Origin of the sequence: Bosea sp. BIWAKO-01 (assembly GCF_001748145.1) — a bacterium.
Classification (GTDB): domain Bacteria; phylum Pseudomonadota; class Alphaproteobacteria; order Rhizobiales; family Beijerinckiaceae; genus Allobosea.
In genome coordinates this window covers 3,723,151-3,743,780 of record NZ_BCQA01000001.1, presented here as the reverse complement: position 1 = coordinate 3,743,780, position 20,630 = coordinate 3,723,151, and the positions used below count along the sequence as shown (strand labels likewise).

The following is a 20,630-nucleotide window of genomic DNA, read 5'->3' as shown; positions in this document are numbered from 1 at the left end:
GCGGCCGGCGGGTTCTGGCTTTCGGAATTGGGACGAGAAGATGGATAAGGTTCCTATGACGGTGGGCGGATTTGCCGCCCTCGAGGTCGAGCTGAAGCAACGCCAGCAGGTCGAACGTCAACGCATCATCGCTGCGATATCGGAAGCGCGCGCACTTGGCGACCTCTCCGAGAATGCCGAGTATCATGCGGCCAAGGAGGCACAGTCCCTCAATGAAGGCAGAATCCTGGAGCTCGAATCGCTGATCGGGCGGGCAGACATCATCGATGTCACCAAGCTCGGTGGCGACACGATCAAATTCGGCGCGACCGTCCAACTGATCGACGACGACACCGAGGAAGCCAAGATCTATCAGATCGTCGGCGAGCCGGAATCCGATGTCCGTTCCGGCAAGGTCTCGATCGGCTCGCCGATCGCGCGCGCTCTGATCGGCAAGAAGGTCGGCGATTCCGTGCAGGTCAATACGCCGGGCGGCGGCAAGTCCTACGAAGTCGTGAGCGTCAGCTTCCGCTGAGGCTTCCGGGGGCATAGAATTGTCGTCCCCGGACGATTATCTCGTCGGTGATGCATCGGCATCGGGAGATACTGTCATGACCAGTCGTCGCGCGTTTCTCATGTCATCATTGGCGGCCACTGCGCTCGCGTTGTCGCCGCTCGGAGCTGCATCTGCCCTTGCCCAGCCGCAAGGGCCGATCGGCGGCATCCGTGTCGATGTCTCCCGCCTCGTCGAGCAAGGCTGGGGGCCCAATGCCGATGCGATCAAGGCCGGGATGGAACGGGAACTTCGGACCGCCTTTGCCGGCGCCATCCAGCGCGGCGCCCCGGTTCTCGTCGTCAGGGTCCGCGGCATTTTCCTGACGAGTTACGCTGGCGGCGGCGGCGGCGGTGGCCGCTGGGGCGGCGGCGGCGGCTCGAGCAATGACAATCTCGACAGCGAGGCGTTTCTGGTTGGTGCAGGCAATCGCGTGCTTGCATCCTATCCGGTGCTCTCGACGATTTCCGCCAGCTATTCCGGCCCTTGGTATCTGCAGGATATCGATCAGCGCCGCATTGTCAGCCTGATCCAGAACAACGTGGCCTGGATCCGGCGCTACGTCGCCGGTTGAGACCGTTCACAAGGTCGGCATTGTCGTTGCCGCATATGGCGCCAAGTCAGGCGGCGGCGTAGTTCTCAGCCTCAGTTGCGTCGCTGCGGAATGCAGCGCAGCACCCCTGTCTGACAGGAGAGAGCCATGCTGGATCGTCGCGCCCTATTGGCCGCCGCGCTCGGCGGGACCGCTGCTGTGTTCACCGATGTTCCGATCCAGGCCGCGACGGGCGGTGTGCGCGTCGATGTTTCCCGTCTCGTTCAACAGGGCTGGGGCCCCAACGCCACCCTTGTGAAGGCAGAGCTGGAGCGCGAGCTTGCCGGCACTGGCCGGGCGGGCTCCACCCTCGTCGTCTCGGTGCTTCGCATCAACATGCCGAGCTATTCAGGCGGCGACGCGGAAGAAACCGGCGGCACCACGGACGGGATGGAATCCGAAGCCCGGGTGATCGGCGCCGACGGCCGGGTCCTGGCGAGCTACCCGATCGTTTCGTCTTCGCCCGCCTCATCCGGCGGCGCCTGGTTCCAACCGGGCTTCGATGCCCGCCGGCTCGCCGCCTTGGTCCGGACCAACGCCGCGTGGATCAGACGCTATATCGGGGAATGAGCCGCGGGCGGCCTGATCTCGAAGGCGGCCTTGCCGCGCGAGAAACCGCAGGATTCGTAGAAGCCGTGCACCGCCGCATCCTTGCGGCCGGTCTGAAGCATGACCTTGTAGCATCCTGCCGACCAGGCCTGTTCGATGGCCGCGCCGATCACCCGCTTTCCAAGCCCCTGGCCCCGAAACCGCGCATCGGCGACGACATTTTCGATCAGCGCGAAGGGCCTGAGATTCCGAGTGAGATTGGGCACGATCACGACCACGCAACTCGCGATGGCAGCGCCGTCCAGCTCGGCGATGTGCACTGTGATCAGGCTGCTGCCCAGGATTCTGTGCCAGGCCGCAACCGCCATTTCGGCATCCGGGATCGGATCATCAGGATTCAACTGCGCATGGAGTGTCAGAATGGAAGGCAGATGTTCGATGCCCGCCTTGCGGATCACGACCGGCATCCCGGCACTCGCTAGCTGAACGGTACGATCGGCTCATCCTTGACGCGATCAAGCGCCAGGGCCGTGCGCACATTGCGGACATTCGGCAGAGCTGTCAGTTCCCCGACGAAATCCTGAAAGGCCTTCAGGTCAGGCGCCACACATTTCAGGATGAAATCGATATCGCCCGAGAGCGTCCAGCACTCGCGCACGGCACCCCAATTTCGGATGCGCTCCTGAAATGTCGCGAGATCGGCCTCGGCCTGGCTGGCGAGATGCACGAAGGCGAAACAGACAACCTCGATCCCGAGCTTGCGCTCATCGAGCTGCGCCCGATAGCCGGTGATCAGCCCCGCCTCCTCGAGAGCCCGGACACGCCGGAGGCAGGGCGGCGGCGAGATGCCGACCCGGCTCGCCAACTCGACATTGGTCATGCGCCCGTCGGCCTGTAATTCGCGCAGGATACGCTGATCGATTTCGTCGAGTTTGGAACGCACAAAGATCCCCAGGGCAAAGTCGCGCTGGTGTAGACGCAGCTCCCACGCGATACAAGGCATCCCGACCACTGCCGCGGAGCCTGCGTTTGTCAGTTGAACCGATCCCGACGATCTGGGTCCTCACCGACGGCAAGGCTGGCGACGAGATACAGTGCCTTGGCGTCGCCGAACGGCTCGGCATCACCCCAGAGATCCGGCACGTCGCCCCGGGTCGCCCCTGGAGCTGGCTGATGCCCCGCGGGCCGATCGATCCGCGCGAGGCCCCTCACAGGGCTCAAAGCCCGATCCGCCCGCCCTTCCCCGATATCGTCGTCGCTTCGGGCCGGCGCGCCGCCGCCTATTTGCGAGCGGTCAAGAAGGCCTCGAAGGGCAAGACCTTCACCGTCTTTCTCAAGGATCCGAGGATCGGAGCTGGAGCAGCCGATCTGATCTGGGTCTCCGAGCATGATCGCCTGCGTGGCCCCAACGTGCTCGTCACCGTGACATCGCCGCACCGGCTTTCCCCGGGCCGGCTCGCCCAGGCCAGGCAGAGCCCGCCGCCAGCCATCGCCGCCCTGCCCCGACCGCGCGCTGCGGTCATGGTCGGTGGCGACAGCCGGCATCACACCTTCCAGCCCGATGACATCGTCCGATTTGCGAACGCACTCGATGCGCTCGCGGGCTCGGGCGTGGCACTGATGGGCTCGCGCTCGCGACGTACGCCGGATGCCCTCGACAAGGCCATTGCCGAGGTCTTCGCACGCCACGGCGGCTGGTGGTGGGATGGCACGGGCGCCAATCCCTATGTGCCGCTGCTCGCCAATGCCGATACCGTGGTCGTCACCGCCGACTCGACCAATATCGTCGGCGAGGCTGCAGCGACCGGCGCCCCCCTCCTCGTCTTCGAGCCGCATGGCGGCCACAGCAAGTTCGCTCGCTTCATCGAGGCGCTGAAGCGGCAAGGCGTTGTGCATCATTTCGAGGGACGGCTTGATGGCACCCGCTATGACCCCATAGACTCCACCGGCGTCATCGCGGAAGCGGTGCGCCAGGGCTGGTTGCGGCACCGCGCCGAACTCGGCCTCGCCTGAGCGTGAGCGGGCCTGGGCTTGCGTCCGCCGCGCGAGACCGTATCTGACGGAACGAGGACGCAGCGCCACGCTGCGCGAAAAGGACCGAAACCATGGCTCATACCCATGCCCGCGTAATGATCATCGGCTCGGGCCCCGCCGGCTATACCGCCGCGATCTATGCGGCCCGCGCGCTGCTTGAACCGGTGATGATCTCGGGCTTCCAGCCTGGCGGCCAGCTGATGATCACCACCGATGTCGAGAACTATCCGGGTTTTGCCGATGTGGTTCAGGGACCGTGGCTGATGGAGCAGATGCGCGCCCAGGCCGAGCACATGGGCACCAAGATGGTTTCCGACCATATCTCGAAGGTCGATCTGTCACAGCGCCCGTTCCGGCTCTGGGGTGATGGCGGCGCGACCTATAGCTGCGATGCTCTGATCGTGGCCACCGGCGCCCAGGCGAAGTGGCTCGGTATCCCCTCGGAGCAGACGTTCCAGGGCTTTGGCGTCTCGGCCTGCGCCACCTGCGACGGCTTTTTCTTCCGCGGCAAGGAAGTGGTCGTCGTCGGCGGCGGCAATACCGCAGTCGAGGAAGCGCTCTATCTCGCCAACCTTGCTGCGAAGGTCACGCTGGTGCATCGCCGCGATTCGCTGCGGGCCGAGAAGGTGTTGCAGGATCGCCTTTTCAAGCATCCCAAGGTCGAAGTCGTCTGGGACAGCGAGATCGCTGAGATCTGCGGCGGTACGCAACCGCCGTCAGTCACGCATCTGCAGCTCCGCAACCTGAAGACGGGCGCTGAGAGCGAATTGAAGACCGACGGTGTCTTCATCGCCATCGGCCACAAGCCGTCGACCGAACTCTTCACCGGGCAGCTCGCCATGCGTGAATCGGGGTATCTCGACGTGACGCCCGGCACGACGCAAACCAACATCCCCGGCGTTTTTGCCGCAGGTGACGTCACCGATGAGCATTACCGCCAGGCTGTGACGGCTGCGGGCCTGGGCTGCATGGCCGCGCTCGATGCCGAAAGATGGCTTGCCGCCAACGTCACGGAACAGCGTGAAGCGGCCGAATAGGCCGAAAAAGACAACCCATCACGATTGTTGATGGGTTGTCTCACGAGATTCAGTGTGAAAAGAGGCCCCGTCGGCAAAGCAATCGTTGACGTTCCTGCGTTTTACCCCCCAACATGCACGAAACGCATAACGGGGGAAACGCGGTGGATTGGGACCGCATCAGGATTTTTTATACCGTCGCAGAATCCGGCAGCTTTACCAAGGCTGGCGACGTACTTGGTTTGAGTCAATCCGCCGTTAGTCGGCAGATTGGTGCGCTCGAGCGTGAGCTACGTGCACCGCTGTTTCACCGACATACACGGGGGCTCATTCTCACCGAGCAGGGCGAATTGCTCTGGCGCGCGGCTCGCGAGATGACGCAGCGCCTGGAGCGTACGCGCGCCCAGCTTTCGGAGACGCGCGAGCATCCATCGGGCGAGTTGAAGGTCACCGCGACGCGCGGTCTCGGCGGCCATTGGCTGACGCCGAGGCTGGCGGAGTTCCTCGATCTCTACCCGGACATCAAGGTCGACCTCATCCTCACCGATGAGGAACTCGACCTCTCGATGCGCGAGGCCGATATCGCAATTCGCCTGCGCCAGCCGCAGCAGCCGGACCTGATCCAGCGCAAGCTCTTCACCGTGCATTTCCACGTCTATGGCTCGCCGGCCTATATCAAGCGCTTCGGTGAGCCGAAGAGCTACGAGGATCTCGACAATCACCGGCTCCTGTCCTTCGGCAGCACCTCGCCGTCCTATCTGACGGCCGTGCACTGGCTCGGAACCCTGGGCCGCGAACAGCGCAACCCGCGCCCGATCCATCTCACCGTGAACAACATCACGGCGATGAAGCGGGCAGTCGACAGCGGCGCAGGCATCGCGGTGCTACCGGACTATCTGATCGAGACCGGCTCGCCCCTCGTCCAGCTCATGCGCGAGACCGAGATGCCGCAGCTCGAAAGCTACCTGGTCTATCCAGAGGAGATGAAGTCGGTGGCCAGGGTGCAGGCATTCCGCGACTTCCTGATCCAGAAGGCCCAGCGCTGGACCTACTAAACGGCCGGATATCCCGGCTATGCGCGCAGCGCGGGTATCCCGCGCTGCGGCGAACGCATGCTTTCAGCCATTTAGGCTAAAATTTGTCGCACATGATTATAGGTCATGCAGTTTCCGCATAGCGGCCCCAAGCTATGCTGCATTGCAAAACGGCACGTGCTGCCCGATATAGCAATCACGGTTGTTCGGAACGGGCTCCGCATTCTCCTCCCGGCGTTGAGTTCGTTCCAGCCGTTCCCCTCTGAGATGTTTGGCGGTAACGCCGGATGTTTCAAACTTCAAAGGCCAGCTCCCTCGGGACGCTGGCCTTTTTTTCGTCTTGCGCCGGACTGCTCCGTGCATGCGCAGTCATCCCGGCGAAGGTGCGGCGCAGGGCCATGGGCCATGCTGGAGCATCGCCGCTTGCAATCCGGTATGAGGCTCCGATTATCCGGCGCCCGCCCGATCGGGATGGCAGGGCACATCTGGCAGCCGCAGGTCGTCAGCGCCGCCGCGCTTCCAGCGGCAGCGACTCGAACAGGCTTGGCACATCGCTGGTGCGCGCCTTCTCGATCGTCAGCATGCGCAGCTTGGTCTCCACCCCGCCATCGGCTGAGAAGCCGCCCGTCTTGCCATTGGCAGCCAGCACGCGGTGACAGGGCACGATGATGGGGAAGGGATTCTCTCCCAACGCGACACCAACAGCGCGCGCTGCACCCGGCTCGCCAATCCGCGCCGCTACTTCGCCATAGGTCAACGTTTCACCTGGCGGGATACTCAGCGCGACGGCATAAACCTTTCGGTTGAAGGCCGAGAGACCGTCCATCTCGATCGGCAGGTGAGCAAGATCCCTCTTCTCTCCCCGCAGCAATGCCATGATCGCGCCGATCGCATCCTGCACGAACGGCGGAGGAGAGCTTTCGACAGCCTCCGGATAGCGCCGGGCCAGCCGCTGGCGGGCGCGCGCCTCATCCTGCTCCGGCAATTGCGCACCAATCAGGCGTTCGGCATTCCAGACCAGCGCGCAGGCGCCGATTGCCGTATCGAACAGGCAGAAACCCTGGCTCATCACGCCTCCCGACGGAAGCGGCGGCCTCAGACGTAGAGCCGCTCGCCTTCAAGCCCTTTGTACATCGCTGCGACCTGCTCGCCATAGCCGTTGAACAGCAGGGTCGGCCGACGCTCGCGCGAGCCGAGAACCTGCTCGCTCGCCTGGCTCCAGCGCGGATGCGGCACCTCCGGGTTCACATTGGCCCAGAAGCCGTATTCCGACGATTGCAGAGCCTCCCAGAAGGTCTTGGGCCGCTCGGCGACGAAGCTGATGCGCGCAATCGACTTCACCGATTTGAAGCCGTACTTCCACGGCGTGATCAGGCGAACCGGCGCACCATGCTGATTCGGCAGCGGCTTGCCGTAGATCCCCGTCACCATCAGCGCCAGGTCGTTATTCGCCTCCGCCATGGTCAGCCCCTCGGTATAGGGCCAGGGATACCAGCGTTGCGTCTGCCCGGAGGCGACGCGCGGGTTAAGGAAGGTTTCGAACTTGACGTATTTGGCACTCGAAAGCGGCTTCGCCAGCGCCACCAGGGCCTTTAGCGGAAAACCGGTCCAGGGCACGGCCATTGCCCAGCTCTCGACGCAGCGGAAGCGATAGAGCCGCTCCTCGAGCGGCATCTTGCGGACCAGATCGTCGAAACCGATCTCGAACGGCTTCTCGACCATGCCGTCGATCGCGATGTTCCAGGGCCGCGTCGGCAGCTTCTTCGCTGCACTGACGACATCCTTGGACATGCCGAATTCGTAGAAATTATTGTAATTCGCCGCCAGTTCCTCGTCGGTCACCGGCCGGTCGAGCGTGTAGCTCGCATTGCGCTTGGCGGGATAGAGATCGAGCGTCGGATCCGCGCCTTGCGCGGCTGCGATCTGGGGCAATGCACTACCTGCGATCAGCCCCGCGCTCCCGCCGAGAAAGGCACGGCGGTTCATGGCGATATGCTCGGGAGTGGCCTGGCTTTCGGGCAGTTCCCAGCCAGGGCGGCGTTTGATCAGCATCGACGGACATGCTCCGTTTCAGAGAGCGAAGCTTAGTCCACAGATGAGCATCAAGTGCAATTCACGAGCGGGAGAGGCATAGGTCCCTCGCCGCGCTGATCCATGTACGTCATCCCGGCTGAAGCGAAGCGCAGGACCGGGATGACGTCGGAGTGCTGGGCGTGAACGCGTCAGCCGCGCGCTTCCAGCGCCTTGACGATCGCATCGCCCATCTCGGTAGTCGAGACGGCATTGGCGCCCGGCGCAGCGATGTCCTTGGTGCGGGTGCCGGCGCCAAGCACGTCGGCGATCGCACCTTCGAGCCGGTCGGCCGCCTCGATGGCGCCGAAGGAGTAACGCAGCGCCATGGCAAAGGAGCCGATCATCGCGATCGGATTCGCCAGGCCCTTGCCGGCGATGTCGGGAGCAGAGCCATGCACAGGCTCATAAAGCGCCTTGCGCTTGCCGGTGGCCGGATCTTCGGCACCGAGCGAAGCGGAGGGCAGCATTCCGAGCGAGCCGGTCAGCATCGCCGCGACGTCGGAGAGAATATCGCCGAACAGGTTGTCGCAGACGATGACGTCGTACTGCTTCGGCCAGCGCACGAGCTGCATGGCGCAATTGTCGGCGAGCACATGCTCGAGCTCGACATCCCGGTAGTCCTTGGCGTGCAGGGCCGTGACCGTCTGCTTCCAGAGCACGCCCGTCTTCATGACATTGTGCTTCTCGGCCGAGGAGACCTTGTTGCGGCGGGTGCGCGCCAGCTCGAAGGCGACGCGCGCGATGCGTTCGATTTCGGGCGTGGTGTAGAGCTGGGTATCGACGCCGCGCTTGGAACCGTCCTCCAGCGTGACGATCTCCTTGGGCTCGCCGAAATAGACGCCGCCGGTGAGCTCACGCACGATCAGGATGTCGAGCCCCTCGACCACCTCGGGCTTGAGCGAGGAGGCGGAAGCCAGCGCCGGATAGCAGATCGCAGGCCGCAGATTCGCAAACAGGCCAAGATCCTTGCGCAAGCGCAGCAGGCCGGCTTCAGGGCGATGCTGATAGGGCACATCCGCCCATTTCGGGCCGCCGACCGCGCCGAACAGCACCGCATCGGCATCCTGGGCGAGCTTCATGTCGCCTTCCGAGATCGCCGCCTTGTGCGCGTCATAGGCAGCGCCGCCGACAAGTCCGCGCTCGATGGCGAAGGAGGCGAGGCCCTGCTTCTCGATCCAGCCGACGATCTTCTCGACCTGGCCGGTCACTTCGGGGCCGATGCCGTCGCCCGGCAGGAGGAGGAGCTTGTGGGTCGCCATGGTCGCCTCACGCGTTTGTCGGACGTTGCTGGGGCCAGAGCGGCCTTGCCGGGCTGATTAGGCGGGGAACGGGAGTGACGCAAGCGCAGCCGCGGGGCAGCGCGCCTGCGCGGCAAGCAGAAGCTGTGCCGATCGGCATCGGCATCGGCACGGCTCCGCTTCACTCCGGCCGGAGTGAAGCGGAGATCTGGAAGCCGTTGCAGAGCGTGGCGATGGTTTCCCGATCGGAGCCGCTGGCGCAGGGCCTTTGGCATCAGCCGGTATCTCGACGGCAATGGCTGCTCCGCCCTCAGGCCTTCTTCTCCATGTTCCAGAAGAACTGGACGGGCGAGAGCACCATGCCGGTCAGGCTCTTGCGATAGGCCATTGGCTGCTGCACCAGCCCCGCCGGCGCATAGGGCACCGTCTCGAAGGCGCGCTTCTCGATCGAGGCGGCCAGCTCCTTCTGCTTGGCCACGTCAGGCGTTGCTATCCACTGATCGCGCAGACCTTCCAGCGTGGCATCCTCCGGCCAGCCGAACCAGGCGGCAGGGCCATTGCTGCGCAGCAGCGGATGCAGCGCGGGATTGAGCACGTCGGCGCCCGACCAGAGCGTATGGAAGACCGACCAGCCGCCCTGGTCCGGCAATCCGCGGTTGGAGCGCCTGCCGATGAAGCTGGCCCAATCGGTCGCGACCAGATCGACAGTCATGCCGAGCTTCTTCAGCAATTCCTGTGTCACCAGGCACTGGTTATAGGCGATCGGCTGGTCGGCGGGCGCCAGCAGCAGCACCTTCTCGTTCTTGTAGCCGGCCTCCTGCAGCATGGCCTTGGCCCGCTCCAGATTGTTGCCGAGTGCAGCCTGTCCGCCCGCCCCGGTCGACATCGGCGAGCCCGGCGTGAAGAAGGTCTTGCACTCCTTGTAGTAATCCTTGCTGCCGACGACCGCCTCCATGTAGTCGGTCTGATCGATTGCCATCATCACCGCCCGGCGGATGCCGGGATTGTTGAAGGGCGGCTGCAGATGGTTGAAACGCATCAGCAGGATCAGCCCGAGCGGCACATTCTCGATCGCGATCTCGGGATTGCTCTTGAGCAGGGGCAGGAGATCGACCGGCGGCTGTTCGTACCAGTCGACCTCGCCCTGCATCAGCGCGCCGACTGCGGCCGAAACCTCGGTCAGCGGCAACCATTCGATACGGTCGATCTTGGCGACCTTGCCGCCAGCGGCCCAGGACGGGGCCTCCTCTCGCGGCCTGTATTTGGCGAAGCGCTCATAGATCGCGTTCTGGCCCGGCACCCATTGCTTGTCCATGAAGCGCCAGGGTCCGGAACCGATCGCCTCCGTGATGTTCTTGGTTGGCTCCATCATGGCCACGCGCTCGGGCATGATGAAGGGCACGTTCGAGGAGAGCTTGCCGAGCGCGTCCGGCAGCATCGGGAAGGGCTTCTTCAAGCGGATGACGAAGGTGCGCTGATCGACGACATCGTAACCCTCGACGAATGTCGCGAAAGTCTGCCCGAAGGCATCGCGCGCCGACCAGCGCTTGATCGAGGCGATGCAGTCCTGCGCCCTGACCGGCTGCTCGTCATGGAACATCAGTCCGTCGCGCAGATGGAAGGTCCAGCGCAGCCCGTCCGGCGCAGTCTCCCAGCTCTGGACCATTTGCGGCTGGATGCGGAACTGCGCGTCCGTCGCAAACAAGGTATCATATATCAGATAGCCGTGATTACGGATGACATAGCTCGTGGCGACGATCGGATCGAGCGAAGGCAACGGCGTCGACGGAATGAAGCGCAGCGTATTGGCGCGCGATTGCGCGCGCGACGGAAATCCAACGAGGCTGGAAGCGGATAAAGCGGAACTTCCGGCCAGAATCTGACGGCGATTGAGTCGCATGCGGCATCCCCTTGCTCTTGAGCTTTCGCGCCAGGCGCGTCTGCCTTCTGTTAAGCAAGAGATATACCAGCACGATCATGCTGCCGGACGCAATGCTCCTTGCGATGGCCAGGCGGCATCAACTGGACTCGCCCCGGCCTGCTCGCTATTCCCTTGACCGTCTCAACGGGGTGCCCGGCGGTTTCGGGCTGAGAGGGAAGCGCAAGGCTTTCAACCCGTCGAACCTGATCCGGATCGTGCCGGCGGAGGGATTGAGCACTGGCGTCTCGCAACCGGAGATGGCCTTCCCTCTCGACCGTCATGGCCCGCCGTCGAACGCATGCGGGGTGACGCCATGACCTTTCTGAACAGCCGGGTGACCCGGATCGCCGCTGCGCTCTTAGCGCTCCTGTTTGCGACGCCGTCCATGGCCCAGGAGAAGCCGGCACTGACGGTCTACACTTATTCCTCCTTCACCGGGAAATACGGTCCCGGCGCGAAGGTGAAGGCGGCGTTCGAGGCGCAATGCAGTTGCACGCTGAACTGGGTCGCAAGCGATGATGCCGGCTCCCTTGTCGCGCGCCTGAAGCTGGAGGGTGAGGCGACCAAGGCCGATGCCGTGCTCGGCCTCGACATGAACCTTGCTGCAGAAGCCAAGGCGACGGGGCTGTTCCAGCCCCATGGCCAGTATCCGGCCGAGCTCACTTTGCCCATCGCCTGGACCGACGATACCTTCCTGCCCTTCGATTGGGGGCACCTCGCCTTCGTCTATGATTCAACCAAACTTGCCGCGCCGCCCACCAGCCTGAAGCAGCTTGTCGACGACCCCAATGGGCCAAAGCTGGTGCTGCAGGATCCGCGCACCAGCGCACCCGGGCTTGGCTTCCTGCTCTGGATGCGATCCGTCTATGGTGACGGCGCAGACGCCGCCTGGACCAGGCTCAAGCCGCGCATCGTCACCTTCACCAAGGGCTGGTCGGAGGCCTACGGACTGTTCCTCAAGGGCGAGGCCGACATGGTGCTCTCCTACGCGACATCGCCGGCCTATCACATCGGCGCCGAGAAGAAGACGCAGTACAAGGCCGCCCGCTTCAGCGAAGGCCATTATCTGCATGTCGAACTCGCCGGCATGACGCGCACGACGCGGCAGCCGGAACTCGCCAAACGCTTCCTCGCCTTCACGCTGTCGGACGCCTTCCAATCGCTGATCCCGGAAGGCAACTGGATGATGCCGGCGAAACAGGCGGCAGGTGGACTGCCGGCTTCGTTCGCCGATGTCATCAAGCCGGAGCGGAGCCTGTTATTCACGCCGGACGAGGTGCGTACGCAGCGCCGAGCCTTCATCGACGCCTGGCTCGCCGCAGCGAGCCGCTAAGGCCTTGTTCCGCCCGGCCACGCTCACCGCGCTTGCCATCCTAGCGCTCGCCGGCGCCTCGCTCGCCGGACTGGCGCGAGCCGGAGGCGACCTTGCCGCCCTGTCGTCGCTCGGCCCCTATCTCGCTCGTCTGGTCGCAGGCGCGGCCGCGCAGGCGGGCCTGTCGATGCTGCTCTCACTCCTGCTCGGCACGGCAGTGGCGCTTGCCTTGCTGCGCCGCCGCTTCCCCGGTCGCGACCTCCTCCTTGCCGTGCTGACCGCCGCCGCCGTCGCCCCAACGATCGTGATCATCTTCGGCGTCATCGCGATCTATGGCCGTTCCGGGCTGCTCGGCAGCCTGGCGCGTGTCGCCGGTACCGAACCGCCGGCGATCTACGGACTCCAGGGCATCCTGATCGCGCATGTGCTGATGAATACGCCACTCGTAACACGCGCTCTGCTTCAGGCCTTCGGGCGCGAACCTGGCGAACGGCGGCGCCTGGCCTCGGCGCTCGGCTTTTCCGCCACCGATTGTTTCCGGCATCTCGACTGGCCGGTGATCCGGCGCGAGGCCCCGGCGCTTGCCACCTTCGTCTTCCTGCTCTGCTTCACCAGCTTTGCCGTCGTGCTCTCGCTCGGCGGCGGCCCCGCCAATGCGACACTGGAAGTCGCGATCTACGAAGCGGTCCGGTTCGAGGCGGATTTTGCCCGGGCTGCCGCTCTGAGCGGCATCCAGCTTGTACTTTGCCTAGGGCTTGCGACCGCGCTTGCCGTACTCACACCGGCAGCGCGCGACGAGGCAAGCGCCGAGCGCCATGCCCCCCGCCCCGATATTTTCGTCCCCCGCCTGCGGCGGTTCGACTGCCTTATCCTCATTCTGGCAACGGCCTGGATCGCAACGCCTCTCCTGAGCATCGCAAGTGGCGTCACCGCCTTGCCGACGCTGGCGACTGCTGAATTCGCATGGGCCGCCGCAACGAGTGCCGCCATTGCGCTTGGCGCAGGTCTCCTCGCCTGCCTGTTTGCCGTACTGCTCTCCAGCGCCGCGCGCGGACGCCGGCCGCGCCCGGGGCTCCCCGATCTTGCCGCCTTCACCATGCTTGGCCTGCCGCCCTTCGCCTTCGTGGCAGGGCTCTACGTCCTGACCCGCAACCTCGCCGATCCCGCAACGCTCGGGCTGCTGCTCGTGCCGCTCGTCAACGCCCTGATGGCGCTGCCCTATGCCTACCGGCTGCTGGCGCCGCCACTCGCGACCAGCGCCGAACGCCATGGAAAGCTCGCAGAGAGTCTCGGCATTGCCGGTTGGGCCCGGCTGCGTCTCGTCGAATGGCCGGCCCTGCGCGCGCCGCTGGCGGCCGCCTTCGCCTTTGCCACGGCGCTCTCGCTTGGCGATTTCGGCGTCATTGCTTTGTTCGGCGGCGGCGAGCTCACCACCTTGCCCTATCTGCTGGCGAACCGCCTCGGCGCCTATCGCATGGATGAAGCGGGAGCGCTGGCGCTCGTGCTGGTACTTTCGGCGGGGTGTCTCGCCTACCTGACCGAGCGTTGGAGCGCGCGTCATGCTTGAGCTGGCGGGCCTGTCCCTCGACTATCCCGGATTTGCAGCGCGCTACGACCTCGTCATTCCAGCGGGCGCGCTCTGCGCCGTCATCGGCCCGTCAGGCGGTGGCAAGACCACCCTGCTCCATGCCATCGCCGGCTTCGAACAGCCCACGACCGGAACCCTCCGCTTCGCCGGCGCAGATTTGCTACCGCTCGCACCAGCCAGACGACCAGTCTCGATCCTGTTCCAGGATCACAATCTCTTCCCGCATCTGACGGCAGCCGAAAACGTCGGGCTTGGACTGAAACCGTCACTGCGGCTCGACGCCTCCGAGCGCGAGCGTGTGGCAGCTGCGCTGGCCGCGGTCGATCTCGCCGGCTTCGCAGCCCGCCGACCGGCGGAACTCTCGGGCGGTCAACGTCAGCGCGTCGCCCTCGCCCGCGCCCTCCTGCGCGGCAAACCGCTGATGTTGCTCGACGAACCGTTCGGCGCACTCGACCCCGGGCTACGCCGCGAGATGATCGAGCGCGTCGATGCCCTGCGCCGTGAACACGGCCTCACCGTGCTGATGACACTGCACACGCCGGAAGAGGCGGCCAGCCATGCCGACCTCTTTGCCTTCGTTAGGAATGGCCGCGTCGAAGCATCCGGCCCGTGGACGCGCCTGACGGCGTCGGACGGACCAGAGCCTGTCAGGCGCTTCCTGGGCATTTGAAATGCCGGTCCGGCTCAAGCATCGGCCGGAAAGGCGGATTGCGGTTTTCGGGGAGAGCCGATGCAATTATCCGGTCAGATGATCTAGCCGCGAAGTCGGGCCGTGATCTCGATCTCGATCTTCATCTCGGGCTTTAGCAGCCCGGATACGACATAGATGCCGGCCGCTGGCCGGATCTGCCCGAAGACCTCGCCGCAGACGGTGAGAACCGGTTCGCAATAGCTGCGATCCGTGACGAAATACTGAGCGCGCACGACGTTGGCGAGTGCAGAGCCCGCTTCGGTCAGGACTGCGCCCACCGTCCTGAAGATGTTGCGCGCCTGTTCCGCCGGATCCTCCGGCATCGTCATGGTGACGTAGTCATAGCCCGTCGTGCCCGAGACGAAGACCAAGTCGCCATCGACCACCGCCCGCGAATAGCCGAAGGCGAGCTCGAACGGCGAACCGGTGGAGATCAGGCGTCGCACCGGGTCCAGCATCGTCATCCCCGTCCCCCCTTGAGCGCGCGCAGCACCTTGGCGCCCGGCCGGCCGGTCTGCGGCATGCCGATCTGAGATTCGATTTCCTTGATGGCAGCCCTGGTCAGCGAACCGACGGCTCCGTCCGGCTCGCCGACATTGTAACCCCGCGCGATCAGCAGGCGCTGCAGTTCGCGGCGCTGCTCGCGCGACAGCGGCGGATCGTCGGTCGGCCAGTCGGCCTGGATGCCGGGCCTGCCACGAATGCGGTCCGAGAGCAGCGAGATGGCGAGCGCATAGGAATCTGCGCCGTTATAGCTGTAGGCCGCGTCATAGTTCTTGAAGACCAGGAAGGCCGGACCATCACGGCCGGCCGGCATCAGCAGCCCGGCATTGCCCGAACCGGACAGTGCCGAGCCGTCATATTTGACAACCCCGCGCGCAGCCCAGGATGAGAGCGGCTGCTTCGGATTGCGCCCGGTCGGACCCGAATAGCCGTTGGGGACACGGACCTCGTAGCCCCAGGGAGCCCCGGTCACCCAGCCCGCCTTGGCCATGAAATTGGCGGTTGAATGCAGCGCGTCGGGAATCGAGTCGACGAGATCGCGCCGTCCATCGCCATCGCCATCGACAGCAAGACGCATATAGGTCGAAGGGATGAACTGGGTGTGGCCGAAGGCGCCGGCCCAGGAACCCATCAGGCGGTCGGCCCGGACATCGCCGCGCTGGATGATCTGCAGCGTCGCGATCAGCTCGCCCTTGAAGAACGCGTTGCGACGCGGTGCGAGACAGGCGCCGGTCGAGAGCGCCTGGACGAGGGGCATCTTTCCGCGAGCCTTGCCGAAATCGCTCTCGACACCCCAGACAGCGACAATGGTATGGCGGTCGACGCCAAAGCGCTGCTCGGCCGCAGCGAGGGTCGAGGCGTGCTGGCGCAGCATGTTGCGCCCCTCCGCCACCTTCTCGTCATCGACCAGCGTGCCGAGATAATCCCAGATCGGAGTCTTGAACTCCGGCTGGTTGTTCATCGCCTCGATCACCTTCATGTCGGGCGTGACGCCCGCCATGGCCCGATCGAAGGTGGCGCCTGACACGCCTTTCGCTGCAGCCTCCGAGCGCAGGCCAGCAAGGCAGGACTGGAAGTCCGCCTGGGCGCCGGACGCGAAGAGGATGAGCGGAAAAGCCAGTTTAAGTGCGCGCATGAACCCACCGAAAGCCGAGGAATGACGCAAAACTAGGGCCGAATGGTTAAGGGAGATTAACCATGCGCGAACTGCGCGCAAAAGTCGCAAAAGACGGCTATGGCAGGGGCATAATCTGATTCGAGGCGCTTCCGCCCATGCCTGTCGCCACAACCGAACTCCTTGGCTTCACCGCAGCCACGCTGACGACCCTGTGCTGGCTGCCCCAGGCCTGGCACACGGTCCGCACTCGCGACACACGTGCGATTTCGCTCTGGACGCAGATATTCTTCGCGCTCGGCATCATTCTGTGGCTGGTCTATGGGCTCCTGCTGATGTCCTGGCCTCTGATCGGCGCCAATGCCGTCACATTGGTGCCGGTCCTCGTCATCCTGACCATGAAGCTGCGCCACGGCTGAGCCGGCCCTATCGGGAACCTCGCGCGCTGGTTAGGCTTTCTGTAGACACAGTCCCGGACCGCCAATCCCTATGCCAAGCCTCTCCCCCGCCCATTTCCTGCCGATCGCCATGCTGGTCGGCTCGAATGTCTTCATGACCTTCGCCTGGTATGGCCATCTCAGCGACAAGAGCACCGTGGTCTGGCTCAAGGAACCGCTCGGCTGGAACCATGCCATCGGTTTCGTGCTGATCGCCGCCGGCGCCTTCTTCATCTTTCAGGGTAAGGCGTGATCAGGATGGCCAATCTCCCCTCGCCCGGACATCCCGCTGTCTCCGCCTATCTCGCCAATGGCTATGACAGTGTCGTCGGCATGTCGTCGCGCTTTGCCGCAGCGATCTGCGCACGGCTGCTGCGCCTGCAAACCGAGGAGGGGCTCCGTGGACCGATCGCCGAGATCGGCGCCTTCGAAGGGCGCTTCTTCATCGCGCTCGCGCATGCGCTTGAACCGGGCGAGATCGCTCTCGGCATCGATATCTTCGAGTGGCCGAATCCGGAGGTTGAGCAACGCTTCGAGGCGAATTGCCTGAGGCACGGCATCGCCCCGGAGCAACGGGTCACGATCAAGGGCGATGCGGGAGCGATGACCCCGGCCGATCTGCTGAAGCAGACCGGCGGCGCAAAGCTGCGTCTCATCCATATCGACGGCGAGCATTCCCGCGCGGCGCTGACCAAGGATCTCGCGCTCGCCACAGCCTGCCTCGCCGATGGCGGGCTGATCGTTCTCGATGACATGCTCCATCCCGGCTACCCTACCCTGATGGTCGCGGTGCAGGCCTATCTCGATGCACACCCTCAGATTGTGCCGCTCTGCATCATCGACCGTGAGACGATTGTCGGCGCGACCAAATTCGTGCTCTGCGAGCAGCACTGGTTCGAGCGCTATCAGGCTCGGATGCTCGATATCTTCAAGGAGCAGATCTGGCCGCTGGGCGCCGACTTCGAACCGCATTGGTGCCTGGTGCTGTCGCTCGACACCCGGCTGGCGGACATCACCTGAGCTGCCGGCGCACAGCCTGCCGTATGTCATTCCCGATACGCCGCGATAGCGCTGCCGCCCGGCACGTCGGCGCCGGGCTCAAGAATTTCTTCCCGCCTTCAGCTTCGCTGCGCCGGGATGACCGTATCACTCCCGACCACCTAGGAAGACCGCCGTGAAGAAAGCGATCCTCGTCGCCCTATCCATCTTGAGCCTCTCGACGCCGGCTCTCGCCGGCCCGACCTGCAGCCCGAGCGACGACCGCGCCAGGATCCTCGCCTCCGCCAGCACAGGCGACGTCCACCCAACCTGGCGCGGCGGAAAACATGTCGGTTACGGCTGGTCGCTGCAGGTCAAGCGCAACGCCCGCGACGACGCCGGTACCTCATATTATGTCGGGGATCTCTATGACACGCGCGGTCAGCTCTCGACGCGCAATGCCTTCGTGATCGAGAACGAATGGGATTGCGGTCCCTGACGCGCCCGCTCCGGCGCTTACCGCGCCGGCCTGACCCGCAGGATCTTGCCGTTGGCATCATCGCTCAGCAGGTAGAGATAACCGTCGGGGCCTTGCCTGACGTCACGAATGCGCTCGCTGAGCGTGGTCAGCAGCCTCTCCTCGCCGGTGACGGTCTCGCCCTGCGTCGAGAGGCGGATCAGCATCTGCCCGGCAAGGGCGCCAACGAAGAGCGAGTTCTTCCAGGCCGGCCAGATTTGCCCGGTATAGAAAGTCGCGCCGGACGGCGCGATCGACGGGTCCCAGTAGAACAGCGGCTGCTCCATACCGGGTTTCGATGTGCCCTCACCGATCTTCGCTCCGGAATAATCGATCCCGTAGGTGATCACCGGCCAGCCATAGTTGAGCCCGGCCTTGGGCGTGTTGATCTCGTCGCCGCCGCGCGCGCCGTGTTCGGCCGTCCAGAGCTGCCCGGTCTCCGGATGCAGCGCCGCGCCCTGCACGTTGCGGTGGCCGAGCGACCAGATCTCCGGTTGCCAGCCCTCCTTCTTCGGATTGCCCGCCGCCGCCTTGCCCTCCGGGCTGATCCGCAGGACCTTGCCAAGGTGATTGCCCGGGTTCTGCGCCTGATCGCGCTGGCTGAAGCGGTCGCCCACCGTGACGAACAGCGCGCCCGTCCGGTCGAAGACCAATCGTGAGCCGAAATGCATATTGCTGTTGATCGTCGGCATCTGCCGGAAAATCACGCTCATCCCTTCCAGCGCCGTGCCACCGGCGTTGAGGCGCCCGCGCGCGACGCTGGTGCCATTTCCATTGGCACGCGGTTCGGCGAAGGCGAGATAGATCAGCCGGTTCTGGGCAAATTGCGGATCGAGAGCGACATCGAGCAGCCCACCCTGACCGCGTGCCACGACGCCCGGCACGCCGGCGATCGGCCGCGAAATCTCACCCGCGGCGGAAACCAGTCGTAGCCGCCCTGGCCGTTCAGTCACGAGCATGCGCCCATCAGGCAGGAATGCGAGGCCCCAGGGATGCTCCAGACCGCTCGCCACCGTCTCGACGGTCAGCTCGCCCGCGCTCGAGGGAAAGCGCTGCTGGGCTTCAGCCGCCGCTGGCAGGACCAGAACTGAAAGCGTTGCGCCGAAGCAGGCGGCAAGAACGGTGTGGCGCATGGAAATCTCCCTGTCGTTGCGGAACGTCAGTGAGGCAAAACGCGCGGAATCACCACTCGGTTGCTTCGAGCTCACGCCGAAGTGAAACGATGGCCTGGGTCTCGTCGAGGGCGACATCGTCGCTGGTGACAACCTGCCCGGCAGCGACGTCCCGCTTGAGCTTGACGTGGTGCGCAAGCCCGATCGGCAAGGCGCGAACCTCGCGGCTCGCTCGCGCCGGCATCAAGCGGCCATAGACCGTGTAGCCGCCCTCCCCATCCAGCATCTCGCCGGCCTTGAGATCGCGCTTGGCCACTGCGGCAGCGTCTCCGCGCCACTCGCGGGTGCTGCCGGTCGGCTCGCCGCGCAGGGCCGCGTTGAGGACCGACATCGAAAGCTCCAACCCGATCAGGTGGAACGGCTTATACATCGCCGCATACTGGCCGGTGGAATCGGTCGGCAGGCCGTATTGCTTGAAGCAGGCCGCAGCGTAGTCATTCGGCGCCTTCAACACGACATAGACGCCCCAGCGCAGGTCGCGAAACACAGGCCGCCCGTCCCGTTCCAGCGAAGACACCACTTCGACCATGCCGTCGTGATCGAGTTGCCCCCCGACCGCCTTCGGTCGCAGCACATGGGCGAGGTCGTCGACGCCGACGGGCGGGAATGCGAGGCCGGCCTCCGGCACATCGAGCCCGCAGGCATTGGCGATCGCCGCCATCTCAATCGCCGACTTCGTCCCATCGAGGAAGGAATTGAACATTTGCGGGTTCATGCCCGCCGCCTTGGCCGCCTCGGGCGTCAGCCCGTAATGGGTCCAGACATCGTCCGGCGTGACCTGATGGTAGGCCGGCAGATATTTCGTGCCCTTGCCGGCCGCGGCAACCGTGAATCCGGTCGCACGCGCCCAGTCGACCATCTCCGAGACAAGCGCCGGCTGGTCGCCATAGGCCATGGAATAGACCACGCCCGCAGCCCTAGCCCGGGTCGCGAGCACCGGGCCGACAAGCACGTCAGCCTCGACATTGACCATCACCACATGCTTGCCGGCCGCAATCGCCGCCAGGGCATGGTGTGCGCCGGCGGCCGGATGGCCGGTTGCCTCGATGACGACCTCGATACCGTCCATCGCAGCCGCCTCAGTGCCATCAGCGACATAGCGGGTCGCCTCGATGCGGGCCTCGTCCCAGCCGACCTGCCGGCACGCGCGCTTCGCCCGCTCAGGATCGAGATCGGCAATGACAGCGACCTCCAGCCCCGCAATATGGGGCACCTGCGACAGGAACATCGAACCGAATTTTCCAGCCCCGATCAGTGCGACACGTACGGGCTTTCCTGCGTCGCGGCGGGTGGCGAGAAGTGGCATCAGGTTCACGACGACGCTCCGG

The 20,630-nt window shown here is 64.9% G+C and carries 23 protein-coding genes and 1 riboswitch; of the genes, 13 read left to right on the top strand and 10 right to left on the bottom strand.

Annotation, left to right across the window (positions count from 1 at the left end; genetic code table 11):
• The first annotated feature begins 40 nt into the window (after window positions 1-40).
• The 3 genes from greA to BIWAKO_RS17405 all read left to right on the top strand — a co-directional run bounded on the left by greA (window position 41) and on the right by BIWAKO_RS17405 (window position 1,694).
• Window positions 41-514 (top strand): transcription elongation factor GreA, encoded by a 474-nt coding sequence (gene greA / locus BIWAKO_RS17415; protein ID WP_069879721.1) that lies wholly within the window; start codon window positions 41-43, stop codon window positions 512-514.
• 76 nt (window positions 515-590) lie between these two features.
• Window positions 591-1,106: a hypothetical protein gene (locus BIWAKO_RS17410; protein WP_141740135.1), complete on the top strand. Its 516-nt coding sequence runs from the start codon at window positions 591-593 to the stop codon at window positions 1,104-1,106.
• Between the two features lie 126 nt (window positions 1,107-1,232).
• Window positions 1,233-1,694 (top strand): hypothetical protein, encoded by a 462-nt coding sequence (locus tag BIWAKO_RS17405; RefSeq protein WP_141740134.1) that lies wholly within the window; start codon window positions 1,233-1,235, stop codon window positions 1,692-1,694.
• Here BIWAKO_RS17405 and BIWAKO_RS17400 read toward each other — a convergent pair.
• The gene (locus BIWAKO_RS17400) at window positions 1,679-2,140 is read right to left on the bottom strand and encodes a GNAT family N-acetyltransferase (RefSeq protein ID WP_069879718.1); all 462 of its coding nucleotides are present in this window, start codon (window positions 2,138-2,140) and stop codon (window positions 1,679-1,681) included. The genes BIWAKO_RS17405 and BIWAKO_RS17400 overlap by 16 nt on opposite strands.
• A gap of 11 nt (window positions 2,141-2,151) precedes the next feature.
• Window positions 2,152-2,616 carry an Lrp/AsnC family transcriptional regulator gene (locus BIWAKO_RS17395; RefSeq protein ID WP_069879717.1) on the bottom strand — a complete coding sequence of 155 codons (465 nt, stop codon included), beginning with the start codon at window positions 2,614-2,616 and terminating at the stop codon, window positions 2,152-2,154.
• Window positions 2,617-2,702: 86 nt separating this feature from the next.
• On the opposite strand from BIWAKO_RS17395, the gene BIWAKO_RS17390 reads away from it, so the two are divergent.
• The 3 genes from BIWAKO_RS17390 (at window position 2,703) to BIWAKO_RS17380 (ending at window position 5,778) form a co-directional block, all read left to right on the top strand.
• On the top strand, window positions 2,703-3,686 hold the full coding sequence (locus BIWAKO_RS17390) for a mitochondrial fission ELM1 family protein (RefSeq protein ID WP_069879716.1): 984 nt from the start codon (window positions 2,703-2,705) through the stop codon (window positions 3,684-3,686).
• Window positions 3,687-3,778: 92 nt separating this feature from the next.
• A complete protein-coding gene (gene trxB, locus BIWAKO_RS17385) occupies window positions 3,779-4,744 on the top strand; it encodes a thioredoxin-disulfide reductase (RefSeq protein WP_069879715.1) in 966 nt (321 codons plus the stop codon).
• A gap of 143 nt (window positions 4,745-4,887) precedes the next feature.
• The gene (locus BIWAKO_RS17380; RefSeq protein ID WP_043233503.1) at window positions 4,888-5,778 is read left to right on the top strand and encodes a LysR family transcriptional regulator; all 891 of its coding nucleotides are present in this window, start codon (window positions 4,888-4,890) and stop codon (window positions 5,776-5,778) included.
• 481 nt (window positions 5,779-6,259) lie between these two features.
• Here the strand turns inward: BIWAKO_RS17380 and BIWAKO_RS17375 are convergent, their stop codons facing one another.
• The 4 genes from BIWAKO_RS17375 to BIWAKO_RS17360 all read right to left on the bottom strand — a co-directional run bounded on the left by BIWAKO_RS17375 (window position 6,260) and on the right by BIWAKO_RS17360 (window position 10,968).
• Window positions 6,260-6,826 carry a methylated-DNA--[protein]-cysteine S-methyltransferase gene (locus BIWAKO_RS17375; protein ID WP_069879714.1) on the bottom strand — a complete coding sequence of 189 codons (567 nt, stop codon included), beginning with the start codon at window positions 6,824-6,826 and terminating at the stop codon, window positions 6,260-6,262.
• A 26-nt stretch (window positions 6,827-6,852) separates the two neighbouring features.
• Window positions 6,853-7,809 carry a protein-methionine-sulfoxide reductase catalytic subunit MsrP gene (gene msrP, locus BIWAKO_RS17370; protein ID WP_069879713.1) on the bottom strand — a complete coding sequence of 319 codons (957 nt, stop codon included), beginning with the start codon at window positions 7,807-7,809 and terminating at the stop codon, window positions 6,853-6,855.
• A gap of 170 nt (window positions 7,810-7,979) precedes the next feature.
• Window positions 7,980-9,089 carry a 3-isopropylmalate dehydrogenase gene (gene leuB / locus BIWAKO_RS17365; RefSeq protein ID WP_069879712.1) on the bottom strand — a complete coding sequence of 370 codons (1,110 nt, stop codon included), beginning with the start codon at window positions 9,087-9,089 and terminating at the stop codon, window positions 7,980-7,982.
• Between the two features lie 289 nt (window positions 9,090-9,378).
• Window positions 9,379-10,968, bottom strand: coding sequence for an ABC transporter substrate-binding protein (locus tag BIWAKO_RS17360; RefSeq protein WP_069879711.1), 1,590 nt, complete (start codon window positions 10,966-10,968; stop codon window positions 9,379-9,381).
• A gap of 156 nt (window positions 10,969-11,124) precedes the next feature.
• Window positions 11,125-11,236: riboswitch (TPP riboswitch) on the top strand.
• Window positions 11,237-11,302: 66 nt separating this feature from the next.
• Here BIWAKO_RS17360 and thiB point away from each other — a divergent pair.
• From thiB to BIWAKO_RS17345, 3 genes are read left to right on the top strand one after another with little or no spacing between them, the layout of a single operon-like run.
• Window positions 11,303-12,322, top strand: a complete 1,020-nt coding sequence (thiB, locus tag BIWAKO_RS17355) for a thiamine ABC transporter substrate binding subunit (protein ID WP_069879710.1) — start codon at window positions 11,303-11,305, stop codon at window positions 12,320-12,322.
• Window positions 12,323-12,326: 4 nt separating this feature from the next.
• Window positions 12,327-13,868, top strand: a complete 1,542-nt coding sequence (locus BIWAKO_RS17350) for an ABC transporter permease subunit (RefSeq protein ID WP_069879709.1) — start codon at window positions 12,327-12,329, stop codon at window positions 13,866-13,868.
• Window positions 13,861-14,559 carry a thiamine ABC transporter ATP-binding protein gene (locus BIWAKO_RS17345; RefSeq protein ID WP_069879708.1) on the top strand — a complete coding sequence of 233 codons (699 nt, stop codon included), beginning with the start codon at window positions 13,861-13,863 and terminating at the stop codon, window positions 14,557-14,559. The genes BIWAKO_RS17350 and BIWAKO_RS17345 overlap by 8 nt, the downstream gene beginning before the upstream one ends.
• An 83-nt stretch (window positions 14,560-14,642) precedes the next feature.
• Here the strand turns inward: BIWAKO_RS17345 and BIWAKO_RS17340 are convergent, their stop codons facing one another.
• Both BIWAKO_RS17340 and BIWAKO_RS17335 read right to left on the bottom strand, forming a co-directional pair.
• Entirely contained in the window at window positions 14,643-15,038 is a 396-nt protein-coding gene (locus tag BIWAKO_RS17340; protein WP_069879707.1) for a RidA family protein, read from the bottom strand.
• Between the two features lie 2 nt (window positions 15,039-15,040).
• Window positions 15,041-16,219, bottom strand: a complete 1,179-nt coding sequence (locus tag BIWAKO_RS17335) for a lytic murein transglycosylase (RefSeq protein ID WP_069879706.1) — start codon at window positions 16,217-16,219, stop codon at window positions 15,041-15,043.
• 137 nt (window positions 16,220-16,356) lie between these two features.
• Here BIWAKO_RS17335 and BIWAKO_RS17330 point away from each other — a divergent pair, with 137 nt between their 5' ends.
• The 4 genes from BIWAKO_RS17330 to BIWAKO_RS17315 all read left to right on the top strand — a co-directional run bounded on the left by BIWAKO_RS17330 (window position 16,357) and on the right by BIWAKO_RS17315 (window position 18,112).
• Window positions 16,357-16,617: a SemiSWEET family sugar transporter gene (locus tag BIWAKO_RS17330; protein ID WP_069879705.1), complete on the top strand. Its 261-nt coding sequence runs from the start codon at window positions 16,357-16,359 to the stop codon at window positions 16,615-16,617.
• A 70-nt stretch (window positions 16,618-16,687) separates the two neighbouring features.
• Window positions 16,688-16,888: a DMT family protein gene (locus BIWAKO_RS17325; protein ID WP_069879704.1), complete on the top strand. Its 201-nt coding sequence runs from the start codon at window positions 16,688-16,690 to the stop codon at window positions 16,886-16,888.
• Window positions 16,889-16,893: 5 nt separating this feature from the next.
• Window positions 16,894-17,655, top strand: a complete 762-nt coding sequence (locus BIWAKO_RS17320; protein WP_069879703.1) for a class I SAM-dependent methyltransferase — start codon at window positions 16,894-16,896, stop codon at window positions 17,653-17,655.
• 154 nt (window positions 17,656-17,809) lie between these two features.
• Entirely contained in the window at window positions 17,810-18,112 is a 303-nt protein-coding gene (locus BIWAKO_RS17315) for a hypothetical protein (protein WP_069879702.1), read from the top strand.
• A gap of 17 nt (window positions 18,113-18,129) precedes the next feature.
• On the opposite strand, the gene BIWAKO_RS17310 is transcribed toward BIWAKO_RS17315, so the two are convergent.
• Together BIWAKO_RS17310 and BIWAKO_RS17305 are read right to left on the bottom strand one after the other, a co-directional pair.
• The gene (locus BIWAKO_RS17310) at window positions 18,130-19,263 is read right to left on the bottom strand and encodes a PQQ-dependent sugar dehydrogenase (protein WP_069879701.1); all 1,134 of its coding nucleotides are present in this window, start codon (window positions 19,261-19,263) and stop codon (window positions 18,130-18,132) included.
• Window positions 19,264-19,312: 49 nt separating this feature from the next.
• A complete protein-coding gene (locus tag BIWAKO_RS17305; protein WP_069882581.1) occupies window positions 19,313-20,617 on the bottom strand; it encodes an NAD(P)H-dependent oxidoreductase in 1,305 nt (434 codons plus the stop codon).
• Between the last annotated feature and the right edge of the window lie 13 nt (window positions 20,618-20,630).

What these genes read in the sequence shown, in the direction of transcription:
- BIWAKO_RS17335 (WP_069879706.1), bottom strand. Translation starts at nt 16,219, where the DNA reads ATGCGCGCACTTAAACTGGCTTTTCCGCTCATCCTCTTCGCGTCCGGC.
- BIWAKO_RS17310 (WP_069879701.1), bottom strand. Translation starts at nt 19,263, where the DNA reads ATGCGCCACACCGTTCTTGCCGCCTGCTTCGGCGCAACGCTTTCAGTT.
- BIWAKO_RS17345 (WP_069879708.1), top strand. Translation starts at nt 13,861, where the DNA reads ATGCTTGAGCTGGCGGGCCTGTCCCTCGACTATCCCGGATTTGCAGCG.
- msrP (WP_069879713.1), bottom strand. Translation starts at nt 7,809, where the DNA reads ATGCTGATCAAACGCCGCCCTGGCTGGGAACTGCCCGAAAGCCAGGCC.
- trxB (WP_069879715.1), top strand. Translation starts at nt 3,779, where the DNA reads ATGGCTCATACCCATGCCCGCGTAATGATCATCGGCTCGGGCCCCGCC.
- BIWAKO_RS17330 (WP_069879705.1), top strand. Translation starts at nt 16,357, where the DNA reads ATGCCTGTCGCCACAACCGAACTCCTTGGCTTCACCGCAGCCACGCTG.
- BIWAKO_RS17375 (WP_069879714.1), bottom strand. Translation starts at nt 6,826, where the DNA reads ATGAGCCAGGGTTTCTGCCTGTTCGATACGGCAATCGGCGCCTGCGCG.
- BIWAKO_RS17410 (WP_141740135.1), top strand. Translation starts at nt 591, where the DNA reads ATGACCAGTCGTCGCGCGTTTCTCATGTCATCATTGGCGGCCACTGCG.
- greA (WP_069879721.1), top strand. Translation starts at nt 41, where the DNA reads ATGGATAAGGTTCCTATGACGGTGGGCGGATTTGCCGCCCTCGAGGTC.
- BIWAKO_RS17400 (WP_069879718.1), bottom strand. Translation starts at nt 2,140, where the DNA reads ATGCCGGTCGTGATCCGCAAGGCGGGCATCGAACATCTGCCTTCCATT.
- BIWAKO_RS17340 (WP_069879707.1), bottom strand. Translation starts at nt 15,038, where the DNA reads ATGCTGGACCCGGTGCGACGCCTGATCTCCACCGGTTCGCCGTTCGAG.
- leuB (WP_069879712.1), bottom strand. Translation starts at nt 9,089, where the DNA reads ATGGCGACCCACAAGCTCCTCCTCCTGCCGGGCGACGGCATCGGCCCC.
- BIWAKO_RS17325 (WP_069879704.1), top strand. Translation starts at nt 16,688, where the DNA reads ATGCCAAGCCTCTCCCCCGCCCATTTCCTGCCGATCGCCATGCTGGTC.
- thiB (WP_069879710.1), top strand. Translation starts at nt 11,303, where the DNA reads ATGACCTTTCTGAACAGCCGGGTGACCCGGATCGCCGCTGCGCTCTTA.
- BIWAKO_RS17405 (WP_141740134.1), top strand. Translation starts at nt 1,233, where the DNA reads ATGCTGGATCGTCGCGCCCTATTGGCCGCCGCGCTCGGCGGGACCGCT.
- BIWAKO_RS17360 (WP_069879711.1), bottom strand. Translation starts at nt 10,968, where the DNA reads ATGCGACTCAATCGCCGTCAGATTCTGGCCGGAAGTTCCGCTTTATCC.
- BIWAKO_RS17320 (WP_069879703.1), top strand. Translation starts at nt 16,894, where the DNA reads ATGGCCAATCTCCCCTCGCCCGGACATCCCGCTGTCTCCGCCTATCTC.